This window comes from uncultured Rothia sp. (assembly GCF_916715725.1).
GTDB lineage: Bacteria > Actinomycetota > Actinomycetes > Actinomycetales > Micrococcaceae > Rothia.
In genome coordinates, this window is the sequence record NZ_CAKAPD010000001.1 from 45,559 (window position 1) to 72,245 (window position 26,687).

At 61.2% G+C, this 26,687-nt stretch carries 18 protein-coding genes; 10 read left to right on the forward strand and 8 right to left on the reverse strand.

All coding sequences use genetic code 11. The annotated features are described in order from the left end of the window. The first annotated feature begins 29 nt into the window (after window positions 1-29). The 3 genes from QZ822_RS00150 to QZ822_RS00160 all read left to right on the forward strand — a co-directional run bounded on the left by QZ822_RS00150 (window position 30) and on the right by QZ822_RS00160 (window position 8,431). Window positions 30-2,912, forward strand: a complete 2,883-nt coding sequence (locus tag QZ822_RS00150) for an endonuclease (protein ID WP_294641708.1) — start codon at window positions 30-32, stop codon at window positions 2,910-2,912. Further along, window positions 2,905-5,283 carry a DUF6493 family protein gene (locus QZ822_RS00155; RefSeq protein ID WP_294641710.1) on the forward strand — a complete coding sequence of 793 codons (2,379 nt, stop codon included), beginning with the start codon at window positions 2,905-2,907 and terminating at the stop codon, window positions 5,281-5,283. The genes QZ822_RS00150 and QZ822_RS00155 overlap by 8 nt, the downstream gene beginning before the upstream one ends. 505 nt (window positions 5,284-5,788) lie before the next feature. Continuing rightward, window positions 5,789-8,431, forward strand: a complete 2,643-nt coding sequence (locus QZ822_RS00160; protein WP_294641712.1) for a hypothetical protein — start codon at window positions 5,789-5,791, stop codon at window positions 8,429-8,431. 94 nt (window positions 8,432-8,525) lie between these two features. Here the strand turns inward: QZ822_RS00160 and QZ822_RS00165 are convergent, their stop codons facing one another. The 7 genes from QZ822_RS00165 to QZ822_RS00195 all read right to left on the reverse strand — a co-directional run bounded on the left by QZ822_RS00165 (window position 8,526) and on the right by QZ822_RS00195 (window position 18,726). After that, entirely contained in the window at window positions 8,526-9,620 is a 1,095-nt protein-coding gene (locus QZ822_RS00165) for a 6-phosphogluconolactonase (RefSeq protein WP_294641714.1), read from the reverse strand. After that, a complete protein-coding gene (locus QZ822_RS00170; RefSeq protein ID WP_294602640.1) occupies window positions 9,613-10,599 on the reverse strand; it encodes a glucose-6-phosphate dehydrogenase assembly protein OpcA in 987 nt (328 codons plus the stop codon). Before QZ822_RS00170 ends, QZ822_RS00165 begins: the two co-directional genes overlap by 8 nt. Continuing rightward, window positions 10,596-12,143 (reverse strand): glucose-6-phosphate dehydrogenase, encoded by a 1,548-nt coding sequence (zwf, locus tag QZ822_RS00175; RefSeq protein ID WP_070830755.1) that lies wholly within the window; start codon window positions 12,141-12,143, stop codon window positions 10,596-10,598. The genes QZ822_RS00170 and zwf overlap by 4 nt, the downstream gene beginning before the upstream one ends. A gap of 393 nt (window positions 12,144-12,536) precedes the next feature. After that, window positions 12,537-13,637, reverse strand: coding sequence for a transaldolase (gene tal / locus QZ822_RS00180; protein ID WP_294641716.1), 1,101 nt, complete (start codon window positions 13,635-13,637; stop codon window positions 12,537-12,539). A 202-nt stretch (window positions 13,638-13,839) separates the two neighbouring features. Continuing rightward, window positions 13,840-15,942 carry a transketolase gene (gene tkt / locus QZ822_RS00185; RefSeq protein ID WP_294641718.1) on the reverse strand — a complete coding sequence of 701 codons (2,103 nt, stop codon included), beginning with the start codon at window positions 15,940-15,942 and terminating at the stop codon, window positions 13,840-13,842. Between the two features lie 691 nt (window positions 15,943-16,633). Continuing rightward, complete coding sequence (locus tag QZ822_RS00190) at window positions 16,634-17,596, reverse strand: ABC transporter permease (RefSeq protein WP_294641720.1); 963 nt, start codon at window positions 17,594-17,596, stop codon at window positions 16,634-16,636. Continuing rightward, a complete protein-coding gene (locus tag QZ822_RS00195) occupies window positions 17,593-18,726 on the reverse strand; it encodes an ABC transporter ATP-binding protein (protein ID WP_294641722.1) in 1,134 nt (377 codons plus the stop codon). The genes QZ822_RS00190 and QZ822_RS00195 overlap by 4 nt, the downstream gene beginning before the upstream one ends. Before the next feature lie 176 nt (window positions 18,727-18,902). Here QZ822_RS00195 and QZ822_RS00200 point away from each other — a divergent pair, with 176 nt between their 5' ends. The 6 genes from QZ822_RS00200 (at window position 18,903) to QZ822_RS00225 (ending at window position 24,693) form a co-directional block, all read left to right on the forward strand. Further along, window positions 18,903-19,751, forward strand: a complete 849-nt coding sequence (locus QZ822_RS00200) for a metalloregulator ArsR/SmtB family transcription factor (RefSeq protein WP_294641723.1) — start codon at window positions 18,903-18,905, stop codon at window positions 19,749-19,751. 222 nt (window positions 19,752-19,973) lie between these two features. Further along, window positions 19,974-21,431 carry a Fe-S cluster assembly protein SufB gene (gene sufB, locus QZ822_RS00205; protein ID WP_005506110.1) on the forward strand — a complete coding sequence of 486 codons (1,458 nt, stop codon included), beginning with the start codon at window positions 19,974-19,976 and terminating at the stop codon, window positions 21,429-21,431. Continuing rightward, window positions 21,431-22,705, forward strand: coding sequence for a Fe-S cluster assembly protein SufD (sufD, locus tag QZ822_RS00210; protein ID WP_294628949.1), 1,275 nt, complete (start codon window positions 21,431-21,433; stop codon window positions 22,703-22,705). The genes sufB and sufD overlap by 1 nt, the downstream gene beginning before the upstream one ends. 19 nt (window positions 22,706-22,724) lie before the next feature. Further along, window positions 22,725-23,483: a Fe-S cluster assembly ATPase SufC gene (gene sufC / locus QZ822_RS00215; RefSeq protein ID WP_294631093.1), complete on the forward strand. Its 759-nt coding sequence runs from the start codon at window positions 22,725-22,727 to the stop codon at window positions 23,481-23,483. A 39-nt stretch (window positions 23,484-23,522) separates the two neighbouring features. Continuing rightward, a complete protein-coding gene (locus QZ822_RS00220; protein ID WP_005506103.1) occupies window positions 23,523-23,852 on the forward strand; it encodes a metal-sulfur cluster assembly factor in 330 nt (109 codons plus the stop codon). 235 nt (window positions 23,853-24,087) lie between these two features. Continuing rightward, entirely contained in the window at window positions 24,088-24,693 is a 606-nt protein-coding gene (locus QZ822_RS00225) for an Ltp family lipoprotein (RefSeq protein ID WP_294641725.1), read from the forward strand. An 81-nt stretch (window positions 24,694-24,774) separates the two neighbouring features. Here QZ822_RS00225 and QZ822_RS00230 read toward each other — a convergent pair whose 3' ends face one another. Beyond that, on the reverse strand, window positions 24,775-25,275 hold the full coding sequence (locus QZ822_RS00230; protein ID WP_294641726.1) for an HD domain-containing protein: 501 nt from the start codon (window positions 25,273-25,275) through the stop codon (window positions 24,775-24,777). A 549-nt stretch (window positions 25,276-25,824) separates the two neighbouring features. Here QZ822_RS00230 and QZ822_RS00235 point away from each other — a divergent pair. Beyond that, entirely contained in the window at window positions 25,825-26,679 is an 855-nt protein-coding gene (locus tag QZ822_RS00235) for a DUF4253 domain-containing protein (RefSeq protein WP_294641727.1), read from the forward strand. Window positions 26,680-26,687 lie beyond the last annotated feature (8 nt).

Consider the following 26,687-nt stretch of genomic DNA (forward strand, 5'->3'; position numbering starts at 1 on the left):
TTCACCATCAACTCCGAAAGCAGGTACCGATGACTGATACCGACCAGCCGCATAACGCAGGGGAGCGCACCCTTGAAGAGCGCCGCGCCGCCCTCAAAGCCCTCATGGCGGCAGAATCAACTGACGTGCAGGAATACCACGCCGTCATCACCGGCGCCACCGAGGAGGAACGCGCCTCCCTCGCCCGAACCCTCACCCCCAAGAGCGTCATCGGTAGCGACCACATTAACCGCACCCCGCTCGCCGCCTACGTTGCCGGGGCGCTCGTGCGCACCCCAGACGGTGACCCGTGGGAATACCACCGTTCCGCCGGCCGCGCCATGCGCACCCTGCTCTGGGACGGTAAACCGGACCAGCAGCTGATTGACGCGTTCCTGCTCGGCGCTACCGAACGCCCCGACGAGTGGATTCTGCGTTTTATTGAGGGCCTCCCGAACTCTTGGGCGCGCTCGAAGAAGATCTGGGAAACCTGCTACACGCTGCTTCGCGCCCGCAAGCTGAGCTGCGATGCCCCCGAATACCTGGTCCTTTTCCTGCACGAAGCCCTGCCCTGCGTGAAGAAGGACAGCGCGAGCAACCACGCCCAGCTCAAAACCTTCTTCACCCGTGACATGACCCTGCTCGACCAGGAGTTCTGGGCGGTCTTCCGCACCGAGGGGGTGCTCTTCAAGGGCTACGGCAACTACATGGGAGAAAGCGCCGAACTGTGCCGCTTGATGGGCGAATACTTCGACATTCGCGACGAGATTCTGGACGCTCTGCTGCGCGGCCTGACCAGCGATTTCAGTGCCTTCAACTCGGCTGCGTTCCACTCCGTCTACACCGATCTGCAACCCACCGACGCAGAAAACCGGGCACGCTTCGGGCAGCTCATGGCTGTCCTCACCGCAGAGCCCAGTGCCTCCGTCGGATTCGCCCAGACCATGCTGCAGAGCGTGCTCAAAGCCTGCGCGCCCGCCGCCCTGCAGAAGAACGAAAACGCAGAGCTGGCACCGCTCGAACAGGTCGAGCTGGAACAGCTCATCGACGCACTCGGCGCGAACCTCTACCGCACCGAAAAGAAGATTCAGCGCGGCGCCCTGCGTCTGCTCAAGCTCATTGCCACCCAGTACGCCGGTGTGAGCAAAGCCAAGCGTAAGAAGGCGCAAACCGCCGAGCAGCTGGCGCTCGCCAACTACGTTGCCGACCGCGTCCTCGAAGCCTACGAGGTGCTGCCCCTGGAACTGCGCGGCGCTGCGGAAGCCTGCCTGCCCGAAGACCGTCTGCCTCAGGCGGAAGAGGCGGAGGCGGCGGGCGCCTCCGTAGAGGTGCCGCCGGTGCTGTTGCCCGGCGTTGAGCACCGAGAACCCGTCGCATCCATCGCAAATTTGGAAGAGTTCTGCACCCTCATTACGGAAGAGTCGAACACCACCTCGGGTCGAATTACCGGGGACGAATCTCCCAGCACCCGAGGAGAGAACCTGGCACGTCTCTACCACTTTGCCGCGACCGACAAGCTGGCACCGGCGGAACAGCAGCAGCTTCGTACCCTGCGCAAAATTGCTGACCATTACAGCTACAACAACGTCGCGTACATGCCTGCGCTCTGCGCCGTGTTGGAAGCTAACGCCGAGGCCGCGGGATACAAGTCTGAGGAAATTTCCGAAATGGCTTCGATCATGCAGCGTTTTGAACGTAGCCAGCTGATATGGCGGCGCTCCAGCGACCATAGCAAGCTCATTTCTACAGAAGAGATGGTGCGCCTGGTCGTCCAGAATAAGCACCACCTCTGGGACCCTGGCTACACGTCGCTAGAAGGCTACCGTGACCTCTACAAGATCTTCCGCGAGCAGATGCGTGCCGTCGCCGCCGGGGGAGAGTACCACACGGAAGGACGCACGGTGCGCTTGCTGAGCGCACCACTACCCGCCCGTCAGCTTACCTACAGCGACTGGACTTATCGCACTGTTTCTGCCCTGGATATCCCCTGGAGCCTCTACTATTCCGGCCTTAATGACAGCAAGGTTGAGGAATACCGTAAAGCTAGCCAAGCGGGAGAACCCACCGGAGAATTTGTTGCCGCCGACTTTGTTCGTCATGAACCGATGTGGCAGGTCGAGAGCGATATCACGGATACCGTGGATGAGGCGCGCGAGGCGCTGAGCCACGCAACCGCTAGCATGAGCCCCGAGGAGACCATCGCCTACGAGGTACTGAACACCGCGTTCATTCCCTTCACCTTTTTGCCGAATGCTTCTGAATCGTACGGCTGGCAGGGCGACTTCATGACGGCGCTTACCGAATGGGCGTCCTGGCTGCTTCAGAACAACCCGGACCTACTCTCGGCATACTTCCTGTTTGCCGCTTCGGAGTGTGTTGAGGAGAAGACCGTCACCCCCGTTCCCGTACTCATGCGCGCGCTGAGGGAATCCACCGTGCAGGTGGGCGCCCCGACCTGCACCCTGCTCGGCTACGTGGCGAGCGCGAAGAATCCTGAGTACCGTCTGGCGGCGGCAGAGGCCATTGCGGCACTCTTTGAGGCGGGCCTGCTGGATACAGGAACCTTCGCGGAGACCCTGAAATGGGCTCTGGAGGACGGGATGGTTCTTCCGAATCGTCTGGTGGCGACCCTGCGTGAGGTGTCGGCTATTAGTCCGCTGGCGGGTTGGCGTGTGCTGCAGGTTCTGCGCCTGCTGTTGCCGATGGTCGGTGAGCTGACGAAGGGCGGCGACTATGTGCGCCTGGCGGTTGAGCTTGCCGAACTGTACGGTGTGGCTGTCGAAATCCCCGCCGAGCTGGAGCCGAAAATGAAGGGCTCCACGGTCATGGCGAAAGCACTGCGCGCCCTAGCCGCCGTACCTGCCCGCAAGACGGAGGAGGCGCTTGCCGCCCGCGAGGCTGCGCTCGCCCTGCTGGGGGAGAGCGATGCCTAATACTGTGCCTGAAGGTGTGCATCCCGCGGTGCCTGCGTGGAGCGCCGAATACCTGCAGGAGTTCCTGTGGCGTATTGTGCCGGGTCGTTCCATGCGCTCTATGGATGATGAGGTGATTGCCGAGTTTTTCAGGGAGCATCCGGAACACTGGGAAAAAGTCTGGGCGCTGTTTACCGTGGAGGGTGCCTTGCCCTCGAATGGTCTCGCGATCTGGTTTATTTATGATGCGCAGCTGACCATCTGCGGTCATGATTTCCTCGTGTATTTGGCGGAGCATTTTCCGCAGTATCGTGCCCGGATTGAGGAGGAGTGCGTTCAGGCGTTGCTGCGTGATTATGCGCCGCAGAACGCCCGCGTTTTCTCGCGTGCCTTTGAGGCTCTGACGGCGGTTCCGAAGGGGCTGCGCGGTGCTGAACGTCAGCAGGCTTTGGCGGCTCAGGCGCAATCCTATGCTCGGCTCGGGGCGCTGATTCCGGCGTTGTTGGCTTCGCCGGTGGCGACCACGGCTGCTGTGGGTGCGCAGATGCTGCAGAGTGTTCTGCAGGTTTGCGCGCCCTCTGGCGGTTCTGCCTCTGCCGGTCAGGTGCCGTTGACTGCTGGTGGGCTTCAAACCCTGGTGGCGGAGGCGCTGCCAGCCGCCGCGCAGTTGCTGTTCCGGCGCGAGAAGAAGCTGATGACTGCCGGTTTGAAGGTGCTTGAGTTGAGTGTTCGGGCGGTGCCGGAACGTGCCGTTGAGGTCTCTGGCTATGTGCAGGATGCTGTGGAGGTTCTTCCTCTGGAGCTCAAGGATCGCGCCCGGAAGCTGTGCCTCGGCACTGCGCTGGCACAGCCTAGTTCGATTCAGTCGAGCTCGACTCAGCCCGCCTCCACCCGGCCCGCCTCAGATCAGGCCGCATCAGATCAGCAACCCCGTAGCGTGCAAATCCCGGATGTCCCTGCCCTTGGGTTCTCGGCCTCTGAGCTGAATGCCGCCCTCAACGCGGCGCCGCAGGCTGGGCGCGCATCCGAGGCTACCCGGGATGCTATTCGCGACGACCGGGACTGCGAAGAGCTGCTGTTCGCCCTCTACCACCTCAACGAGAGGGAGCAGTCTGTCCGCCGCATCCCTGCGCTGCTGGCCTACCTGCACCGGGCGCATCAGGAGGGGCGAATCATTGAGTTCAGCCCCGCTTTTCAGAAGTATCTGCGTCGCTACCTGAGCCGTGCCTGGCACGACGGTCGCGACCAATTGCGGTACCTCGCCTACCGGTTGCTGGTCCAGCATACGCACGCCGCAGACCCTGACCCGCAGGCGGCACTCGCCGAGCACACGGGCCGTTTTCAGGGTGCTGATTTTCATTTCAAGGGGTACCCGCGCAAGGGTAGCGAATATTGGGCGTACCGGTCGCCGACGGCACTATTCCACGAGCAGTTGCGTGTTGCGTTCGGGGATCAGCCCTATAGTAGCGAGGGCGCGGCTGGGCAGGGCTTTGCGCCTCTGCTGGCGGAGCCGTTACCTGCGGTGGAGCGTGTTTTTGAGCGCACGGTGATTCGTTTCAAGTCGTACCGTGAGGCGCTTCCGAAGGTTCTGCACGGCGAGTATGAGGTGAACGATTCCACCTATGAGCTGTGGCAGGTGCCGGGGGAGGAACCTGCCACGGAGCGGAGCACGTTCACGGCGGCGGCATACACGGTGGCTGGTGCCCGTGCGGAGTATCCGGGACGTTCCCTGGAACATACCGAGGTACCGTCTGTTGCCCTGATATGTGGCTGGTACGCCTGGGCGATGCGCCACAACCCGGACCTTCTAGCGGCGCAGTATAAGCCGCTGCTGAGCGTGTATCAGTTCTCTCGTCTTCACGGTTTTGAGGAGGTTCTGCAGGCGCTCGGTGCGGCTGAGCGTGCTCTGGGTGTGCCGTCGTATAACTTCCTGGCTTGGGCTTCTGTAGTGTACGCCCCGGAGCGTCGCGCGTTGACGGCGGAGACGATTGCCTCCCTCATTGATCGCGGCAACTGGGATGCGCACCTTTTCGCCAGTGAGCTCGGGTACCTCCTGGAGCACGGCTGGTTCGGGGTGAATCGCCTGGTGCAGACGTTGAACGATGCCGCTTCGCTGAGCCCCTTGGCGGGGTGGTCCGTCTTCCAGACGGTGCGCCAGATTCTTCCGGTGCTCCCGCAGGTGAAGCAGAGTGCTCCCATCGTGAAGCTTGCCGTGGAGCTTGCCGAACTATACGGCACGCCGGTTGAGATTCCCGCCGTCCTGGAACCGAAAATGAAGAGCTCCACGGTCATGGCGAAGGCACTACGCGCCCTGGCTGCCGTGCCTGCCCGCGAGACCGAAGAGGCGCTTGCCGCCCGCGAAGCTGCGCTCGCCCTGCTGGGCGAATCCTAACCCGAGAGTCCTAGCCCGAAAACCTACCTGCCGGTGAGGCTACTTGCCCCTTAGCTAGAGCCTCACCGGCGGGTAGAAACCCCCTAGTAGAACCCCCCTAGTATGCTTCGGTCGAGCATGCTTCGGTGACGAAACGGCTTGACCCCCCTCGCGGGGCGGGAGTAATCTATAAGTAATGGCGGATCATGAAGAGTCCTACTTTCTGAAATATCTTTTTCTTATATTTGTCGGATTCTTCGCTTCCCGCCATTTTTCTTTTAACCCCCGTTCCCGCGCGGCCGGCAGGATAAGTGACCGACAGATAAGCGGCTGATGGACAAGCACGCGGCGGATAAGCGCCGCCCCGGCTCCGCGATACGTAACGGTCGGTTGCTCCCCGCGAACATTTACCCCGCAGGTCACCGATGACCAAACCCAGCGACAACTCGCGCCCACACCGCTACGATAAGAAAATAGACCACCACCGACGGTGACAGTCGGGTGAGACCAACGGAAAGGACGACCCGTGACCACTCCCTACGACGCATCCCCCTACCTGCAAGAATCACCCTACCTCAACGAATCCGCGTACCTTCACGGCGAAGCGCCCGAGGGCCTCAGCCCCCTCGTGCGCCTCATCCTGATGCGCCGCTACGGCGTGTACGTCTTCACCGACCTGTACGGCCCCTACTACCGCTCGGACTTCTCGCGCATTAACGATCTGCACCACTCCGGCGTATTCGACACCGACCTGGGGCGAGTGTCCTTCCTGAGCGATTGCGGTCTGACCCTCAGCGACGAGTCCCTCGCCCAGGCGCTACGTGCCAGCGCCAACGAGTTTGCCCTGTTCGCGACCATCTGGTCCTACGAATACGGGTACCGCCCCGGCCGCGTGTTCCGCCGCGACTTTGATCTGCGCGCCCTGACGCTCACCGACGAGCAGCGTTACACCGAGCAGATCATGCACTACCTCTCCAACCCGTACTACAACCCGGACGGCACCGAGCGCATCCTTGGTGGTCTGCCCGAGAACTACGTACCCTACGAGTGGCAGCAGCCGATGAGCCGCTCCAACTTCGCGGCCATGGAACGCAACCGCCGACCCTTACAGATGGTCAGCGGCGTGCAGAACGCCCTAATCATGGCGGGCGCCCTCTACCAGCAGCTGCTCGGTCAGCAGCAGGTGTACAACCAGACCGACCAGCGCGACCTTGTGGCGTTGCGCCGTTTCCTCGCCCAGCATGATGCTCTGCCGGGTGCCCGCCCGGAGAACACCAGCCGCGAGAACCGCGTGTTCATCGCCGCCTGCCTGCACCCCGAAGACACTGAGCGTCTGCGCACCATGAAAGAGGCCCTCGCCCTCGCCGCCGCCTACTCGCGTCTGCGTTTCAACGGCACGGTGGGTGATCTGAGTCTGAGCATCGCGCCGCGCCTGAAGCTACGCCGTAGCGAACGCACCCGCATCGCGCACCTGCTCAACCGCATTATTGATGCCGACCCTGTCGGTGCCCGCTACGACAGCGCACCCGGCGCCGAAATGTACAAGCGCCTCGTCAAGGCGGTTCATCCCGGCGACTACCCGTCGCTGACCGCGCTGAGCCGCTGGGCTGACGACCTGTACCGCGGTGAGGTGTACAGCTTCGAGTCGCTGGTAGACCGTGCCTACGCAACTAAGGATGCGCAGAACGTGGCTCGTCTGCTCTCCACACGCCCCGGCGTGTTTGCACGCCAGCTGGTGCGCGCCCTGGATGCTTTCGAGGTGCCCCGCTACGGCATTGATACCGCCCCGAGCCCCGGCCAGCAGGTCATCTTTGACGCATTTGCCGCCGTGGCGCCGCGCGTTTCCGCGCCCATCCTGGTGCAGATCCGCAACCTGGTGGCCCTGCAGCGCAACGCGCTCGCGAACCCGCCGAAGGAGCGCCCCGCCAACCCGGTGGCGGCGCAGGAGGACCGGGAGCTCGCCGACTATGCGCGCCGCAACCCGGAAGGTGTCGCGAGAGTTCAGAACCTCATGCAGAACGCGGGCATTCCGAATCCGCTGGGTTCGTTCTTTGGGGATAATTCCGGCCCAGAGAACCCGCTACCTTCCATTCCGGTCGGTTCCGACCCCTCTACGAGCCAGCGTGAGGAGCGCCGCGCGGTTTCCGCTCAGAAGGCTCAGCCTGCCGCCCCGCAGCGCATGAACCTGTCCAAGACCGGTATCGCCACCATGATTCCGGCGCGCGAGTACAGCCCGGCGGTGCTGGACCTGCTGGAGCGCCTGGTTGAGATTGGCCTGTCTGGTCGTCTTGCCGAGACCAGCATCTACCTGCCCGAGCAGGTGGGCGATACGATCATGCCGCTGAACACCCGCAGTGCCCGCCCCTCCCTGGACGGCATGGGCCGCTACAACACCTCAACGGTGCACCTGCCGCCCACCGGCGTGATCCGCCTCTTCTGCTTCTGGGATGAGGGCGTGGACATTGACCTGTCGCTGATGATGTTCGACGCTGAAGGCAACTACATGGACAAGATCAGCTACTGGTCGCAGACCGTGAAGAACAGCCAGGGCGCCATTTACGCGCACCACTCCGGCGACATTACGGACGGTACCGGCGGCGCCTGGGAGTACATCGACATTGAGGCTCGCAAGGCGCTCAAGGCGGAGGTGTGCTACCTCGTGCCGGTGGTGCAGCTGTACTCCGGTTTCGGGGAGGCACACACCCTGGCCGCGGTGAACGACCTGCAGACGGGCTTCATGGTGGTTCCCGCCGTGGGTGTGGGTGAGGTGCACGAGGTGAGCCAGGTGCACACCAAGTTCACCTTGCGCGCTGAGAGCCGCGGCGTGCTTCCGTTCATCGTGGACCTGCAGAACCGCGACCCGTACGACATCCCGGAGGAGACCGACGCCATCGTGAAGGTGACGGATATCGGTCTTGCCCACGGTATTAACGTGCTGCAGTCTGGCGCGAACATCACCGCCGTGCGTGAGCATTTTGACTGGGCGCAGCCCATGACGGTGCGCGAGTACCTGCAGCTGACCGGCGCGAAGCTCACCTCGACCGCTGAGAAGGCGCAGGAGGTGCTGGAGGCGACGGTTCCGTCGTTGGCGGCACTGTACGTGGGCTTCGAGTCGGATGAATCTTCGGAGGAGCAAGAGCCGCAGAATCATGCCGCCTCTGAGCAGTAAGCGGGCATAGCAAGAGTGGAGCCCCGGATAGTCGAAACTATCCGGGGCTCCACTCTTTTGTTGATGCAGTTCAGAGCCGAACCAGAACCGAACCTTACGGGCGGTTCTCAGGAGCCAGCGACTCCTCGGTTGCAAAAATCAGGGTCTGCTTCTTACCGCGCGCACCCACCGCCGGGGTCTCCAGCAGCAACTCCGCGTTCAGATCCTCAGCATCCAGCTTCGCGCCAGTCAGAAGGCGGCTGGTCGCATCCTGCTTATCCTCACCGGTGATGAGGAAGAACACGTGACGCGAATTATTGATAATCGGCAGGGTCACCGACACACGCTCAGCCGGCGGCTTCGGCGAATCAGAAACCATCACGGTCACAGCCTTACCGCCCTCAACCGGGTCCTCCGGCAAACCGGTACCCAGCAGAACCTGCTTACGGCCCGGGAACAAGGAAGCAATATGACCATCCGGGCCCATGCCCAGCAGGGTGATGTCAAAGACCGGTGCGGGCCACTGGCCGCCACCACCACCACCGCAGCCTCCGCCGCCGCATCCGCAACCACCGGCGGGCTCAGCAGCCTCAGCGTCAAATTCCTCCAGGGTGGTCTCTTCGATGGACTGCTCGGGTGCGGAAGAACCGCAACCGCCGCCACCACAACCACAGCCGCCGGAGCCGCCGTGTTCGTGACCTGCGCCGCCACCGTGACCGCCAGCCAGCGGCAGTTCGGTTGCGCCCTCGGGCATCTGCACGCTCACAGCCGGTGCGGAACCGGCGTAGTCGCGCATCTCAAAGGCGTAGTGCTCAGCTGCAGCTTCCAGGCCGGTGAAAATATCGGACGGACCCATGCGGTGCACATTGCCCACGACCAGGCCGTGCGATAGCAGGGGAGCGAGCAGCACCTCAATAGCCTGACCGTCATTACGTTCGGGGCTACGCTCGGGCACGAAACGCTCATCGGAGAACCAGAAGTGCACGCGGGACCAGTCGATATCCTTCACGCGCTCGTTCTCAGCCCACGCCTTCAAGGTGGCGATACCCATGGTGCCGCCGGTCAGCGAAATGTGGGCGATCGTGCGCTCAGAGAGCACGTGCTCAATGATGTCGAGGATGCGGGTCACCGCGTCCGCTGCGAGAGCGTCGCGGGTCGGGTGCGCCACCAGGGTGGGGGTGGATGCGCCCATGTTCTGAATCTTAGGCATCGAAAACCTCCGGGTATTCTTCGAGGTCCAGCATGTCTTCAGGCTGGCAGGTGTCATCGACGAGGGTGACGGTGCGCAGCGCCTGCTTCAGCACGTCACCGTAGGTGTCGTCCGGGTCGAGGCGGCGCAGCTCCTCAGAGATGCACTCGGCGAGGGTACGCACCGGCAGCGCAATCTGCTGGTCGGGTGCGTACGGGGTGGAGATGGTCGCCACGGAAATGCCGGGGCGGAACATCGTCACGGAACCGTCTTCACGCTCAATGCTGACGCGGTACAGGCCGCGGTTTGCCGCGCCAATGGTGGCGAGGTGTACGGGTGCTTCAAGCTTCCAGCCGAGCCACGTACCGAGCAGTACCACGGACGGGGACTTGCCCGAACCCCACACGACCACGCGGCGTACGGGGGAGGAAGGCATCTGTTCCATGAGCGCTGCCAGCTGGGTGCGCCACAGGGTGAGACGGGTCCACGCCAGGTCGGTGTCGCCTGCACGGAATACGTCGGTGAGCTTACGCAGCGCTTCCTTCGGGTCGTCGGCGCGTGCAGAGTCGGTGATGCGACGCTGCGCGATACGACCGATGGAGTGCTGTGCCGGGTTCTCGGGCACCGAGTGCGGCCACCAGACCACAATCGGGGAGTCCGGCAGCAGCAGACCGGAGATCAGTGCTTCGGTCGGGCGGGATGCGCTACCCCAGCCGCGCAGAACAATCATCTCGGATGCGCCGGTGTCGCCGCCGAGGTGGATTTCTGCATCCAGCTGGTCGGGGTCGAGCGGGTCGTGGGAGATGTGCACAATAATGCGGCTCGGGTGTTCGTGGGAGGCACGAATCGCGGCGCGCATTGCTTCGCGGGAGTGGCCCTTTTCCGCGAGAACAACGAGGGTGAGAACTCGTCCACTGCTGAGGCTACCGTTGGCGGCAGTCAGGTGGCTCAGTTCCTTGTTGATAGCGGAAACGGTGGTGTTATGCAGGTGCGAGATCACGGGCGCCTCCAAGCGCGGTTGTCACGCTCAAGCATCTCGTGTGCTGAACGCGGACCCCACGAACCGGACTCGTAGGGTTCAGGCTTAATGCGGTTTTCTTCCCAGTACTCTTCGAAGGGGTCAAGAATCTTCCAGGAGAGCTCAACTTCTTCGTGGCGGGGGAACAGCGGCGGCTCGCCGAGCAGAACGTCCAGGATGAGGCGTTCGTAGGCTTCGGGGGACTCTTCGGTGAAGGAGTGGCCGTAGCCGAAGTCCATGTTGACGTCGCGGATTTCCATCTGGGTGCCGGGCACCTTCGCGGAGAATCGGATGGTCATGCCTTCGTCGGGCTGCACGCGGATGACGATGGCGTTCTGGCCGACCTGCGGGTTTTCACGTTCGCCGAAGAGACGGTCGGAGGATTTCTTGAAGACCACGGCGATTTCGGTGACGCGGCGGCCCAGGCGCTTGCCGGCGCGCAGGTAGAAGGGGGTGCCTTCCCAGCGGCGGTTTGCGATGGACACCTTCAGCGCTGCGAAGGTTTCGGTGCGGGAGTCTGCGGGGATGTCGTTCTCGTCGAAGAAGCCGTTGACGTGCTCGCCGCCCTGGTAGCCTGCGGCGTACTGGCCGAGTGCGAAGGAGTTCGGCAGGTCGTCGATGCGGACTGCTTCGAGGACCTTCGCCTTCTCGGCGCGCAGGTGCTTCGCGTCGAGGCTGAGGGGCTCTTCCATGGCGGTGAGGGCGAGCAACTGCAACAGGTGGTTCTGGATGACGTCGCGGGCCGCACCCACGCCGTCGTAGTAGCCTGCGCGGGAGCCGATGCCGATGTCTTCAGCCATGGTGATCTGCACGTGATCCACGTAGTGGGAGTTCCAGAGGGGCTCGAACATCTGGTTGGAGAAACGCATCGCCAGGATGTTCTGAACGGTTTCCTTGCCCAGGTAGTGGTCGATGCGGAACACGGCGTCGGGCGGGAAGACCGCCTCCACGATGGAGTTCAGCTCGCGTGCGCTCTCAAGGTTGTGGCCGAAGGGCTTCTCAATGACCACGCGGCGCCAACCGTCGACAGGGTTGACGGTGTCGTTATCGCGCGATGCAAGGTCGTGTTCGGCGAGCTTGGTGAGGACCTGCTCGAATGCCTTCGGGGGGATGGAGAGGTAGAAGGCGTGGTTGCCGTGTGCACCGCGCTCGTCGAGTTCGGCGAGGGTGCTCTTGAGCTTTTCGAAGGCTGCGTCGTCGTTGAAGGCACCTTCAACGAATCGCATGCCCTGCTGGAACTGGTTCCACACGTCCTCGCGGAAGGGGGTGCGGGCGTTTGCCTCAACAGATTCACGCACGTAGGCGCGGAAGTCATCATCGCTCCAGGGGCGGCGGCCGAAGCCGACGAGGCCGAAGCTCGGGGGGAGCAAACCGCGGTTCATGAGGTCATACACTGCCGGAAGCAGCTTCTTGCGGGCCAGGTCACCGGTTACGCCAAAGAAGACGAGCGCGGACGGCCCCGCAATGCGGGTAATGCGGCGGTCGCGAGTGTCCCGCAGGGGGTTCGCTTCATGACCGTTAGTCACAATATATTCCTTTGATTGCCTTGGTTGGTTCGTGCGGCGCGCGGTTCGTACCTTATTCGCGCGGAGGCGATGCCGCATTCTGGAAGGTGTGTCCCTGTATTGTACCGGTTTTTGACGGAATGATATGAGGGGCACCTAACCCGCCGAGATTCTCTGGGACGCCGCGGGCGGTGAAGCCCTGCGGGAACCCTGGCGAAAATCCCGGTCAGAATCTCTACGAGAATCCCGGCGGATTGGTGCTGTGCCCACAATATGTTGGGCGTGCATATCGGTTGGTGTGCGTCGGGTGGCGCATACCGGGAACGCATTGGTCATGCGCTATATTTCAGCGGCTGCTGAACTTCAGTGGCTTCCGAATTTCAGCAGCTATAGATTCGGCTGTGTCGCCTAGTTCTACTTAGCCTGCTCGAGTGCTTCGCGGACGGTCTGCAGCAGCTCTTCCCAGGAGACATCGAACTTGGACAGGCCCTCAACCTCGAGCTTCTCCACGACCTCCGCGTAGGAGACGTAAGCGGAGATAGCGTCCAGAACCTTATTCGCTTCGGAGTAGTTCGGCACGATGGTGTTGTCGGTGATTTCGCCGTGGTCGGCAACAGCGTTCAGGGTTGCCTCGGGCATGGTGTTCACGGTGTTGGGTGCGACCAGACCGGTGACGTACAGGGTGTCCGGCAGGGAGGGGTCCTTCACGCCGGTGGATGCCCACAGCGGGCGCTGTACGTTCGCGCCGTGTGCCTGCAGGCGTGCCCAACGCTCGGAGGAGAACATTTCCTCGAACACCTCGTAGGCGAGGCGTGCGTTTGCCAGGCCTGCCTTGCCCTTGAGCTGCACAGCGTCGCCGCCTGCAGCTTCGAGGCGCGCATCGATTTCGGTGTCTACGCGGGAGACGAAGAAGGATGCGACCGAGTGGATGGTGGACAGGTCCTTGCCGTTCTCCAGCGCCTGCTCCAGGCCGAGCATGTAGGCGTTGATAACCTCGCGGTAGCGGGTCAGGGAGAAAATCAGGGTCACGTTCACGCTGATGCCAGCTGCCAGGGTCTCCGCGATGGGGCGCAGACCTTCCTGGGTTGCGGGGATCTTGATCATGACGTTTTCGCGGCCCACGCGCTCGTAGAGTTCGCGTGCCATCTTGGCGGTGCCCTCAGCGTCGCGTGCCAGGCGGGGGTCAACCTCGATGGAGACGCGGCCGTCAAAACCGTTGGATGCCTTGTAGACGGGTTCGAACACGTCGCAGGCGTTGCGTACGTCGTCGCAGGTTGCAGCGAAGACTGCTTCTTCAACGCTCGCGCCAGCAGCGGCAAGTTCACGCATCTGCTCGGCGTATGCGGCGCCCTTGGAGAGCGCACCAGCGAAGATGGTGGGGTTGGTGGTCACACCGACGACGTTGTGGGTCTTGATGAGTTCGGCGAGGTTGCCGCTGGTCAGACGCTCACGGGAGAGGTCGTCAAGCCAGATGGAGACACCGGCGTCGGAAAGCTTCTGAGTGGACTCAGACATGTGAAAACCTTCGATTCTTTGTCGAGATTGAAATATCGAAATTGAAAATTGAGATATCAGTGAAATCTTCTGGGCGGCGGGAGGCTCCGGCTGAGTGGTCAGCCGGAGCCTACCCGTTGCGTCTGCACCCCACCCGTACAGAGGAGCCCGCACAGGAGGGGGGGCGCAGTGTGCGCGGCAGTTACCGCGGCGTTGTTATTGCTTACTTGGCAGCGTCGATGGATTCCTTAGCGGCGGCCACGACAGCCTCCGCGGTGATACCAAATTCGCGGTACAGGGTCTTCGCATCGGCGGATGCACCGAAGTGCTCGATGGACACGGCGCGGCCGGCGGTGCCGAGCAGGTCGTACCAGCTCATTGCCAGGCCAGCCTCGACGGAGACACGCGCTGCAACCGAGGAAGGCAGGACCGACTCGCGGTACTCTGCGTCCTGCTCAGCGAACCACTCGCGCGAAGGCATGGAGACAACGCGAGCCGCGATGCCCTGCTCAGCCAGGGTTGCGCGAGCCTGGATAGCAAGCTCAACCTCGGAGCCGGTAGCGATCAGAATGACGTCCGGGGTGCCCTCGGTGTCAGCCATGATGTAGCCGCCGCGTGCGGTGCCCTCAGCGGATGCGAACTTCTCGCCCTCAGCGTCCGCGTGTACGTCTTCACGAGCCCAGACGGGCAGGTTCTGGCGGGAGAGTACGAGGCCTGCGGGGCGGTCGGACTTCTCCAAGATGGTGCGCCATGCGACGGCGGTTTCGTTAGCGTCCGCGGGGCGAACCACGTCGAAGCCGGGGATAGCGCGCAGGGAGGAGAGGTGCTCAATCGGCTGGTGGGTGGGGCCGTCCTCGCCCACACCAATGGAGTCGTGGGTCCACACGTACAATGCGGGAACGCCCATCAGCGCGGAGAGGCGAACAGCCGGGCGCTGGTAGTCGGAGAACACGAAGAAGGTACCCGAGAACGCGCGGGTCGGGGAGGAGAGCACAATACCGTTCACGATGGCTGCGGCAGCCTGCTCACGGATACCGAAGTGCAGAACGCGACCGTAGGGGTTCGCGGTCCAGTCTTCGGTGCTGCGCGAAGCCGGGTTGAAGGACTCTGCACCCTTGATGGTGGTCAGGTTCGAGCCGGCGAGGTCAGCGGAGCCGCCCCACAGTTCGGGGAAGGTGTCAGCAATAGCGTTGATGACGGTGCCGGATGCCGCGCGGGTTGCCACGGAGGTGCCAGCCTCGAACACGGGGAAGGCAGCCTTGTAGTCTGCGGGCAGTTCGCCTGCGACGAGGCGCTTGTACAGTTCGGCGCGCTCGGGGTTTGCCTTTGCCCACGCCTCGAACTTCTCGTCCCATGCCTTGTGTGCCGCAGCACCGCGCTCGACGAGCTGGCGGGTGTGCGCCAGGACGTTCTCCTCGATGAAGAAGCTCTTGGCGGGGTCGAAACCGAGCAGTTCCTTGGTTGCGGCAACCTCTTCAGCACCGAGCTTGGAGCCGTGCACTGCGCCGGTGTTCTGCTTGGTGGGGGCGGGGTAGCCGATGATGGTGCGTAGCTCAATGAAGGAGGGCTTGTCGGTGACAGCCTTCGCACGCTCAATAGCGGCGTAGAGCTCTGCGACGTCCTCAACGTAGTCACCGGTGCGGGTCCAGTCCACGCGCTGAACGTCCCAACCGTAGGACTCGTAGCGCTTTGCCACGTCCTCGGTGAAGGCAACGTCGGTGTCTTCTTCAATGGAGATGTGGTTGCGGTCCCACACGACAATCAGGTTGCCGAGCTCCTGGTGACCTGCGAGCGCGCACGCCTCGGCGGTGACGCCTTCCTGCACGTCACCTTCGGAGGCGATGACGTAGACGTGGTGGTCGAAGGGGGAGGTGCCCGGTGCTGCTTCGGGGTCGAACATGCCGCGCATACGGCGCTGTGCGTAGGCGAAACCAACGGCGGATGCCAGGCCCTGGCCGAGCGGGCCGGTAGTGATTTCTACACCCTTGGTGTGCTTGTATTCGGGGTGGCCGGGGGTGAGGGCACCCCAGGTGCGCAGGGCTTCCAGGTCCTTCATTTCCAGGCCGTAGCCGCCGAGGAACAGCTGAGTGTACAGGGTGAGGGAGGTGTGGCCGGGGGAGAGGATGAAGCGGTCACGGCCTTCCCAGCGGTCGTCGGAGGGATCCTGGTTCATGACCTTCTGGAAGAGCAGGTAGGCGACCGGCGCCAGGCTCATTGCGGTGCCGGGGTGGCCGGATCCGACCTTTTCTACGGCGTCTGCGGCGAGGATACGTGCGGTATCTACGGCGCGCTGGTCGGTTTCTGTCCACTGGAAGTTCTCTGCCACGTGGGTGTCCTTTCACAACGTGAGTGGATGCGCCAGCAGGCTTGTGCTAGCGCGCTGTCAGTCGGGTGTAACGTGCCTTCGGGGGCGCTTATTCCCGCGCCGGTAGGTGACCGGGTAGGTACCAGGGTAGGTGCGGGGCGCCGGGAGGTTTGTTTCGACCCTTTCGTTTTAACAGGATAGTTCACTGGGCGGAAGTATCCGGTGTGTGAATGCAGACATTCACAGGGTGATACGGGGCTGAGATGGAGAAAAAGCGACGCTACAACGCGAGCGCTGTGGATTTCACGGTGCACGTTTGAGCTGTGTTTCTGAGCTATGCGCTGAATATTGTTCAGTAACGTAACAATTTTTGTGTAAGTGGTGAAGCTCATGTTAAGGTTGAGCAGGAAGGTTGCAGACCGAAACAGTGGTTGGGTCGGTCTGCATCTCGGTGATTGAAGCCCCTCCTCCGCGTAAGAACCATTGATTATCTTACTGTGGTGGTGAGATAAAAGGTTCTGGAGGAGGGTGCTTTCTTTTAGTCTCGGACCGTGTACATGGTGCAAGGTTGAGGCTAAAGGTTTGTGTTATATGAATGGGCGCCGGATATGTATCGGAACATATCCGGCGCCCGCCTTTTAATTTGCAATTAGAAGAAGCTCTGTCTGCTCTTGCACTGTCTACGCTTGCGTTGTCTGTATTTGCGCTGCTGCTAGTCGGACCACTTGAACTTGCGTGAGGCAACAAACCCAATGACCACGGTCCACACGATGATTACCCAGTGCGGGTCGGCAAGCCACTGATGCTGAATGAAGTTGCCGCGCAACGCATCGCCCAGAGCCGCCGAGGGCGACCACGCCACGATTCCGGCGTACCAGTCGGGGAAGGACTTGAGCGGGAACACCACGCCGCCGGCACCGGCAAGAATCACCCAGGCAATATTCACGATGGCGAGGGTCGCCTCCGCACGTACCGTACCGGCAATGAGCAGACCCAGCGCTGTAAACGCGCCGGCGCCCATGAGCATCGTGATGATGGAGCGTGAGACGGCGATAGCGTCCGGGCGCCAGCCCAGACCGTACCCGAGCGCCGCCACCAGTGTGAACTGAATCGCCACGACCACCAGCACCGCAATGCACTTGCCCATGATCAGGCCGTTACGGCCCAGGGGAGTGGTCGCAAGGAACCGCAACACGCCGTAGCGGCGATCAAAACCGGTGGCAATGCCCTGGCCTGACAGTGCCGTAGAAATCACGCAGAGCGCCAGAACGCCGGGGACCGCCGCATCCATGCGGGATACCCCCACCGAGTTCGCGTACTCATCAATCAGACCGGTGAACCGCAGGGCGATAAGCGCCATGACGGGAAAAATAATGTTGAGCATCAGCTGTTCGCCGTTGCGGAGCATCGCCATCGTCTCGTAGCGGCCCTGCTCAATCACGCGCACGAGCGGGTAGTTCGCGCGCGGGGGAATGTACTCCTCATCTTCGTCAATAGAAGAGACCTTGGGGTGGGTGTCTACGGGGTGGGTGTTCGCGGCGCGTTCTTCCATTCGGTTCCCTTCCGCTTGGTTCTCTTTTGCTCGGTTCTCTTCTGCGGACTTTTCTTTTACTTGGTTTTCTGCCGCCTGGTTGTTGGCCGCCCGGTTGTTGTTAGTGCGTGCGGTGTTACTCATCGGATATCACGTCCTGAAATGTCGAGGAAGACATCCTCAAGAGTCTTCGGTTCCATGGTCAGAGAAATCGGCATGAGGTAACGTTCGGCGAGCGCCGAGGTGAACGCCGCCAGGTGCTCGGGACGCAGTGTGCCGACCAGCTCATACTCGCCGGGTACGGAGGGTGCGCCGTCACGAGCCGGGGTGTAGGGCACCTTTTCGATGAGCTCCACACCGGCACGCAGATGCGCGGGCAGCAGTTGCTCACGGGTGGGGGTGGGTGCATCCAGTGTGTACTGCAGGCGGTTCGTGCCGTCGCTGGCGATAAGCTCGGAGACGGTGCCTTCCTGAACGGTGGTGCCGTTTTCAATGATGTAGACGTAGTCGGCGAGTTTCTGCGCGTCGTCAATCAGGTGCGTGGTGAGCACGATCGCGGTGCCGAGTTCACGCTGTTCACGAATAATGTCGAAGACCACGTTGCGGGATTGCGGATCCAAGCCTGCGGAGGGCTCATCGAGGAAGAGCACGTCCGGGCGGCCAATGAGGGCTGCGGCGAGAGAGACACGCTGCTTCTGACCGCCCGAGAGGCGGCGAATCGTGGTGCCGTTAAAAGTATCAATGCCCAGGCGTTCTGCGAGCTCTTCGACCGGGTACGGGTCGGTGTACATGGTCGAAATGTGCTCGAGCAGCGGGATGGGGTGCATGGCGTTGGGCAGGCCGCCGTCCTGGAGCATAATGCCGACCTTGGCGCGTAGCTCCGGGTCCGCCTGCAGCGGGTTTTCGCCGAGGAGGCGCACGGTACCGCGGGTTGGCTTGAGCAGGCCCTGAGCGCAGGCGAGGGTTGTGGTTTTGCCGGCGCCGTTAGCGCCGAGCAGGACGACCACTTCACCGGGGAAGACGCGCAGGTTGACCTTGTTGACGGCGCGGTAGAGCCCGCTGGCGGTGAGCCGTTCGGGGTATTTGGTGCGGAAGGCGCGTGAGGGCTTGAACTCTTTGATGAGGTCTTTAATGCTGAGCGCTGGTTCTTCTGCGATGGTGCGTCGTCGTGCGGTGGGGGAGGCGCTGGGCTCCGTGTGGTGCTCAGTGCGCGCCGTTGGTGCGGCGGATGCACGCCCCGGGTGGTCCTGCTGGCCCGCGGTGGTGGTCTCCATAGACAGTCACTTTCGAGTTTTTCGATGAATGAGCGTGTGTGCACCTTTCATCTTATGCCCTAACTCACGTTTAAGGCACACCCGTTACGACTCAAATGTTCACCTTCAGGTTGAAAAGTTATCAAGTAGGGGTACCTAACTAGCCAAATAAAAAGTAATTAGGACATACTTTATTTGTGTATTCCGTGAATAAGACCTCTCAGCGCGCCTCAATGAACGAGGCGCAGACCCGAAACGGCACCCGAACCGCCGCCTCGGGCTCTACTGGTGCTTCCAGTACAAAGTCCTCCGCGGCACGCACATCCAAGCGCAAAGCCGAGGCAGAAGAACGCACCAGGGATCGCGTTCTCCGCGAAGTTCTCAACAACGGCCCCGTATCCGCAGCAACCCTCGGTGAGCTCCTCAGCCTCACCCCCGCAGCGGTACGCCGCCACCTCGACGCCCTCGAATCCAACAACATGATCGAGGTCGCGCCCATCAAAAAGCACGGCGCCGGAGCTGGACGACCCGCCCGCCGCTACGTGATCGCCCCCCAGGGCCACGAACGCCTCGGCAACGACTACCTCATCATCGCCCGCGACGCCCTGCAAATGCTCCGCGACACGGTTGGGCAGGAAGCCCTCGAAGCTTTCGCCTCCGCCCGCGCCGCAGAAATGGAAGCCCGCTACCGACCCGTCGTAGAAGCCGCCGGTGATGATGTGGCAGCCAGAGCGCAGGCGCTCGCAGAGGCAATGAGTAAGGACGGTTTCGTGGCGACCGCTCAGGTCACCGCGCCTCCTGCAGGGCGGACCGTTCCCGAGCATTTTCTGGCAAGTATTCAGCTCTGTCAGGGTCACTGCCCGGTACGCGACCTCGCTGGAGACTTCCAAGTATTCTGCGAGCAGGAAACCGGGATTATTTCTGACCTGCTCGGCGTTGATGTCCGTAGGCTTTCAACCATGGCTTCGGGTGCTCACGTGTGTACCACGCACGTGCCCCTGAACCGCGTCACCGCCGAGGGTGAGAAGAACGCAGAAGAATCCTAGAGAAACCTATTCCTAGAGAAACCTTCCGCGTAACACTTACCGCAGTACCCCGCGGCGCACCCCGATGAACCCCTTATAAGGGTGCGACCCGCACGCTTGAACCCGCCTACACCACGCACCGCTACGCGTCGTGGTTGAGCGCGGCATCAGCCCCCTAAACTACCGCGCCTGCAACCGGCAGGTGGCGGCGAGAAATGTAATAACCATCGAAGAAAGGCCGTAATGACTGAGAAAGTTGGGCAGAACGCCAACGACACCGTCATTTCAGAGATCCTGGAGATGAACCCCGAACTCGAGGGCATTGGCAACTACGAGTACGGTTGGGCAGACTCCGACGAAGCAGGCCAGGTAGCAAAGCGCGGCCTGGACGAGAACGTCGTGCGCGACATCTCTGCAAAGAAGAACGAACCCCAGTGGATGCTGGATATGCGTCTGAAGGCGCTGAAGTTCTTCGAGCGTAAGCCTATGCCCACCTGGGGTGCGGATCTTTCCGAAATCGACTTCGACAACATCAAGTACTTCGTGCGCTCGACCGAGGGTCAGGCGGCTTCTTGGGAGGAACTGCCCGAGGACATCCGCACCACCTACGAGCGTCTGGGCATTCCCGAGGCGGAGCGTAACTCCCTCGTCGCGGGTGTGGCTGCACAGTACGAGTCTGAGGTCGTGTACCACCAGATCCGTGAGGACCTGGAGAAGCAGGGCGTGATCTTCGTCGACACCGACACCGGTCTGCGCGAATACCCCGAACTGTTCAAGGAATACTTCGGCTCCATCATCCCGATTGGTGACAACAAGTTCTCCGCACTGAACACCGCCGTGTGGTCCGGTGGCTCCTTCGTGTACGTTCCCCCGGGAGTTCACGTGGAAATCCCGCTGCAGGCGTACTTCCGTATTAACACCGAGAACATGGGTCAGTTCGAGCGTACCCTAATCATCGCTGACGAGGGCTCCTACGTTCACTACATTGAGGGTTGCACCGCCCCCATCTACAAGTCCGACTCCCTGCACTCCGCAGTGGTTGAGATTGTGCTGAAGAAGAACGCACGCGTTCGCTACACCACCATCCAGAACTGGTCGAACAACGTCTACAACCTGGTGACCAAGCGTGCGGTTGCGCACGAGGGCGCCACCATGGAATGGGTGGACGGCAACATCGGTTCGAAGGTCACCCAGAAGTACCCGGCTGTTTACATGGTCGGCGAGCACGCTAAGGGTGAGACCCTGTCCATCGCATTCGCGGGTGAGGGTCAGCACCAGGACACCGGCTCGAAGATGGTTCACATTGCACCGAACACCTCCTCGACCATTGTGTCCAAGTCCGTGGCACGTAACGGCGGCCGTAGCGCATACCGCGGCCTGGTTCAGGTTCGTGAGGGCGCTAAGCACTCCAAGTCCTCCGTGGTCTGTGACGCACTGCTGGTGGACACCATCTCCCGCTCCGACACCTACCCCTACGTGGATGTCCGCGAGGACGATGTGACCATGGGTCACGAGGCGACCGTTTCCCGCGTCTCCGAGGACCAGCTGTTCTACCTGATGCAGCGCGGCCTGAGCGAAGAAGAAGCAATGGCGATGATCGTCCGCGGCTTCGTTGAGCCTATTGCCCGCGAGCTGCCGATGGAGTACGCACTCGAACTGAACCGCCTGATCGAACTTCAGATGGAAGGATCTGTGGGCTAATGCCGACCAACGAAGAAACCCTGGGTTACCACTCCCCGATCATCCCCGGCATGGACCAGGAGGGCGAGAAGCTCGCCACCGAGTTCGCCCACGATGACACCCTGTACCGTGCCACCGAGGCACACCACCAGGGCTCCAACCCGAACAACGTCCAGAAGGTACTCGAAGCATCCCGTGCAGAGCGTAAGACCTCCTTCAATGTGGAGGACTTCGCGCCCCTGACCGGTCGTGAAGAGGACTGGCGCTTCACCCCGCTGAAGCGTCTGGGCGGTCTGCACCTGGAGAAGCTGACCGGCACCGCACCGGCACCGAAGGTGACCGCACCCGAGCAGGTTCAGGTTGAGACCGTCTCCCGCGAGGATGCACGCATCGGCTCCGCAGGTATCCCTGAGGACCGCGTGGCAGCAAACGCATGGTCCAGCTTCACCGAAGCAACCGTGGTGACCATCCCCGCCGAGGCTGAGCTGTCCGAGCACGTGGAAATCGACATCACCGGCACCGGTAACGAGGCAGCCGCACAGCACATCGTGATTGAGGCTAAGCCCTTCTCGAAGGCTGTCGTGGTTATCCGCCACACCGGCTCCACCGTCCTGGGCCAGAACATTGAGTTCGTGGTGAACGACGAGGCTGAGCTGAACGTTGTTTCCGTGCAGCAGTGGGCTGATGACGCAATCCACGCCTCCGCACAGTACGCTAAGCTGGGCCGCAACGCACGCTTCAAGCACGTTGTGGTGTCTCTCGGCGGCGACCTGGTGCGCGTGACCCCCTCCACCAAGTTCACCGCTCCCGGCGCTGAGACTGAAATGTACGGCCTGTACTTCGTAGACGCTGGCCAGCACATTGAGTCCCGCCTGTTTGTGGACCACTCCGTACCCAACTGCAAGTCCCGCGTGACCTACAAGGGCGCGCTGCAGGGTAAGGGTGCGCACTCCGTATGGGTTGGTGACGTTCTGATTGGTAAGGATGCAGAAGGCACCGACACCTACGAGCTGAACCGTAACCTGCTGCTGGAAGTTGGCCCCCGCGCCGACTCCGTGCCGAACCTGGAGATTGAAACCGGCCTGATTGAGGGCGCCGGCCACGCATCCACCACCGGTCAGCTCGATGAGCAGCACCTGTGGTACCTGCAGGCTCGCGGTATTCCGGAGGCTGAGGCACGCCGTCTGGTCGTGCGCGGCTTCCTGAACGAGATCATTCAGCAGATTCGTGTTCCCGAACTTGAAGAGCAGCTCACCGAGGCCCTTGAGGCAGAGCTCGCCCTCAGCAACAACTAAGCTTTACCAGGAGAAATCAATGTCTACCCTTGAAATCAAGGACCTTCACGTCTCGGTTATCCTCGACGACGAAACCACCAAGCCCATCCTGAAGGGCGTTAACCTGACCATCAACTCGGGCGAAATCCACGCAATCATGGGCCCGAACGGTTCCGGTAAGTCCACTCTGGCTTCCACCATTGCTGGCCACCCCAAGTACCAGGTTGACTCCGGTCAGATCCTGCTCGACGGTGAGGACATCACCGAGATGAGCGTGGACGAGCGTGCACGCGCAGGCCTGTTCCTGGCTATGCAGTACCCGGTTGAGATTCCCGGCGTGACCATGTCCAACTTCCTGCGTTCCGCTAAGACCGCTGTGGACGGTCAGGCTCCCTCCCTGCGTACCTGGACTAAGGACGTTAAGGAAGCCATGAAGAACCTGGAGATTGACCCTGCGTTCATCGCACGTAACGTGAACGAGGGCTTCTCCGGTGGTGAGAAGAAGCGCCACGAGATCCTTCAGCTGGAGCTGCTCAAGCCCAAGTTCGGCATCCTGGATGAGACCGACTCCGGTCTGGACGTTGACGCACTGAAGATCGTGTCTGAGGGCGTTAACCGTGCGCACGAGGCAAACGACATGGGCGTCATGCTGATTACCCACTACACCCGCATCCTGCGCTACATCAAGCCGCAGTTCGTGCACGTGTTCGTGGACGGCAAGATGGTTGACCAGGGCGGCCCCGAGCTGGCTGACCGCCTGGAAGAAGAGGGCTACGTAGCTTACGTAGGTAAGAAGTAAGCTTCTTCCCTGACCGGATTCTGACAGAAAGATAGAACTATGACTGAGACTGTGCAGGGTCGTGTTCCTCAGGAAGAGATTGAGGAAGCCCTCAAGGAGGTCATTGACCCGGAGCTTGGCGTCAATATTGTTGACCTCGGTCTGCTCTACGGTCTGCGCTGGGATGAGGATGGAACCCTCATTCTGGACCTGACTCTGACCACTGCGGCGTGCCCGCTGCAGGAGGTTATTGAGGAGCAGGTTCAGAGCAACCTGGATAACCTGGTTGATTCTTGGCGTGTGAACTGGGTTTGGATGCCGCCGTGGGGCCCGGAGCGTATTACTGAGGACGGCCGCGATATGATGCGCGCGCTGGGCTTCAACATCTAAGCTCCTGACTCGCAGATAGGTGCCCGCCCGGTGCGGAAGGTGTATGCCTTCGGCACCGGGCGGGTATTTTTATGCGATATCAGATATGTCAGCAGTGGATGCTTGTTCTGAGCAACGCCAATTTTTGCCACTTTGACAATGGGGGGGGTCAAGTATATTTCCTTGTGAATTATCCACTCACTTCATATTGGTTTTCTTCATGCAACGGTTGCTTGAGGAAAGCCGAAAGGAAATCATGGCACAAAAGATTATTGCCGCTGACGGTTCTGTCTACGTTAAGAAGAAGCCCTTCTACCTCCGTTGGTGGTTTATCACTCTCGTAATTATTTTTCTTCTTGGTGGTTGCGCTTCGATGATGGGCGGCGGCTCTAAGAGCTCCACTAAGGTAAGTGCCCCCTCATCTTCGGCAGCTACTGATTCGTCGGCACCTAGCGCTTCTTCCGCTACGGTAGGTACGGATACCTCTTCTGCGGCAGATGCCGGTACCTCTGCGGCTCCTGCTACCACTGCTGCGGAATCCAAGGCAAAGCAGGGCGATAAAGTACCGACCGAGTACAAATCAGCGTTGAATTCGGCACAGTCGTACTCCCGCCTTATGCATATGTCGAAGCAGGGTATCTATAACCAGCTGACAAGTTCTGCCGAAAAGTTTAGCCCCGAGGCGGCTCAGTACGCCGTGGATAACGTGAAGGCTGACTGGAATGCAAATGCTTTGGAATCGGCAAAGAGCTACCAGAAGACGATGAACATGTCTCCCGAGGCAATCCGTTCCCAGCTGACTTCATCTGCTGAAGGATTCACCGAGGAAGAAGCTGATTACGCAGTCTCTCACCTGGACTAATTCAATAGATGATTCATAGAAGCCGCCCGGCATGGAACACATTCCATACCGGGCGGCTTCTATTTTCGGTTAGCGCTGAACCTAATCGTTCAGGTGCAGCAGCTTCAGCGAGTGCTCATACTTGATCATGAGGCAGGTACGAGTCGGTTCCTCCAGAAGCGCCAAACGCTGCGGGTCAGTATTATCCGCAATATCGGCAAGCTTCACCAGACGAGCCAAATCATTCACACGCACCCGGCTCAGATACGACTCACGAGACTCACCCGGGCGGCGAGTCAACGCCTCAATCGCATCCACAATACGCGCCGAGAAATAACGTCCCAGATAGGGGAGAGTCACCCCCGTATCCTCAACCGTGTCATGCAGCAGCGCCACAATCTGAGCCTCGGTCTTCAGCTCTTCCAAAGACACATCGGGATGAACGGCGGCAGCCATTTCAGAGGCAAGCTTACGCGCCCCAAGAGCCACACGGCGGGGGTGGGAGATGTAGGGCCAGCCGTTACGGTCAGTCTGCCCCTCATGCGCCTTATCAGCGATGCTGTCAGCCAGGCGAATCATCTCTTTGTAGTAGCTATTCGACATGAGAACCTCCATTGGTTAAAACTCTTACGAGTTCACGGCACCCGCCACCGTGCCGGTACGTTGCGCTAAGCCGATACGGAACGGTAGCTGGTACCAACACTCTACGCCAGCTGTGGGGAGGCTGTGGCGTAACTCGCCCAAAATACCCGTAATACGTCAAATATGACGCGCCGAAGAAGAAAATAGGGTGTTTATCCTCAAAAAATGGTGGGTTTGGTACCCGTTCTGCCTCGTATCTGCGGTTGAAGATAGCGCCGCAGGAGGCGCCCGTCACCTCCGCGAAAGTGTCCGCCGAACCCTTTCATGCCGCCCGGCATAACCGACCCAAAATCTCACATGGTGGCGAAAAATTTCTAACTTTTTCTGACGAAAACAGGCGCACAAACCGCCCAACACTATGGCAGTTTAAGCGTGTTTAGCACACACCGATACACACTCATCAAACGAAAAAAACACTCGCCCTGCGTGCCCTCCTAAAACCTCCAGAAACCCGTATTTTTCCGCGAAAATACGCGCTAAACTGGGGGCAACCAAACATCGGAGAACACCATGGCAGAGCTCTACGAGCGCTTCGTCGCTTTGTATCCCTACCCACACGAGCGAATCCGCCACGGCGCCCCACGAGCCGAACTTAACCGGCGATACCTCGAACACCTTTACGAGGGCAAGAACCGGGGAACAACCCCCATCGTGGTTGCCCTCGACCCGACCCTGCTCGGGACTATTGAGAATAACGTCTCCCTGCGCACCTCAACGCCCGTGCAGAACATCACTGCCGACACCATCGAGCGGTACGCACACGACCTCATCACCGACCAGCACCATTACCTGGACCAGGTCGGTGTAGAAGTCGCCGCGCACGAAGCCTTCCGGCACCTGAACGAGAGCGCCTACCTGCAGACCTACCGCCTCCTCATGGAGAACGGCGAACTCGGTGAAGATGACATCGGCACGCCCCTGAAAGCGGAGTACCCCTTCGAACTGACCGCCGGAATCATCAACGAGAAGGTCAAAGCCACCGACATTGATCGTGCCGCGGAACTGCTAATCATGGACCTGCCGCTGCGGGACGTATCCGGGGTGTTTGCCTACCTGCCCTTTGGCGGGTGGGACTCCAGCCCCAGTCCCGAGGCGATGCTGTCTATCGCCCGCTACTGGTTTGAACGCGATGACGCCTACCCGGCTGTTATTGCCTCGGACTTTATCGAGTTCTACACGCCGGTGCCGGTCACGACCCGCCGCGACGCAGAGATCCTGGCGGCCGAACACACGATGGTTTCCTCGGCGATGCCGGTGCGCGTCTACCGCGGCTTCGACAAGCTCGTGGAGGCGCTCTACGGTCAGCACGACTGGTATCTGTGGTGGGAGCAGCTCCCCGCGGCACTAGTTGTTGAGACGCCCTAAAGCGCCTG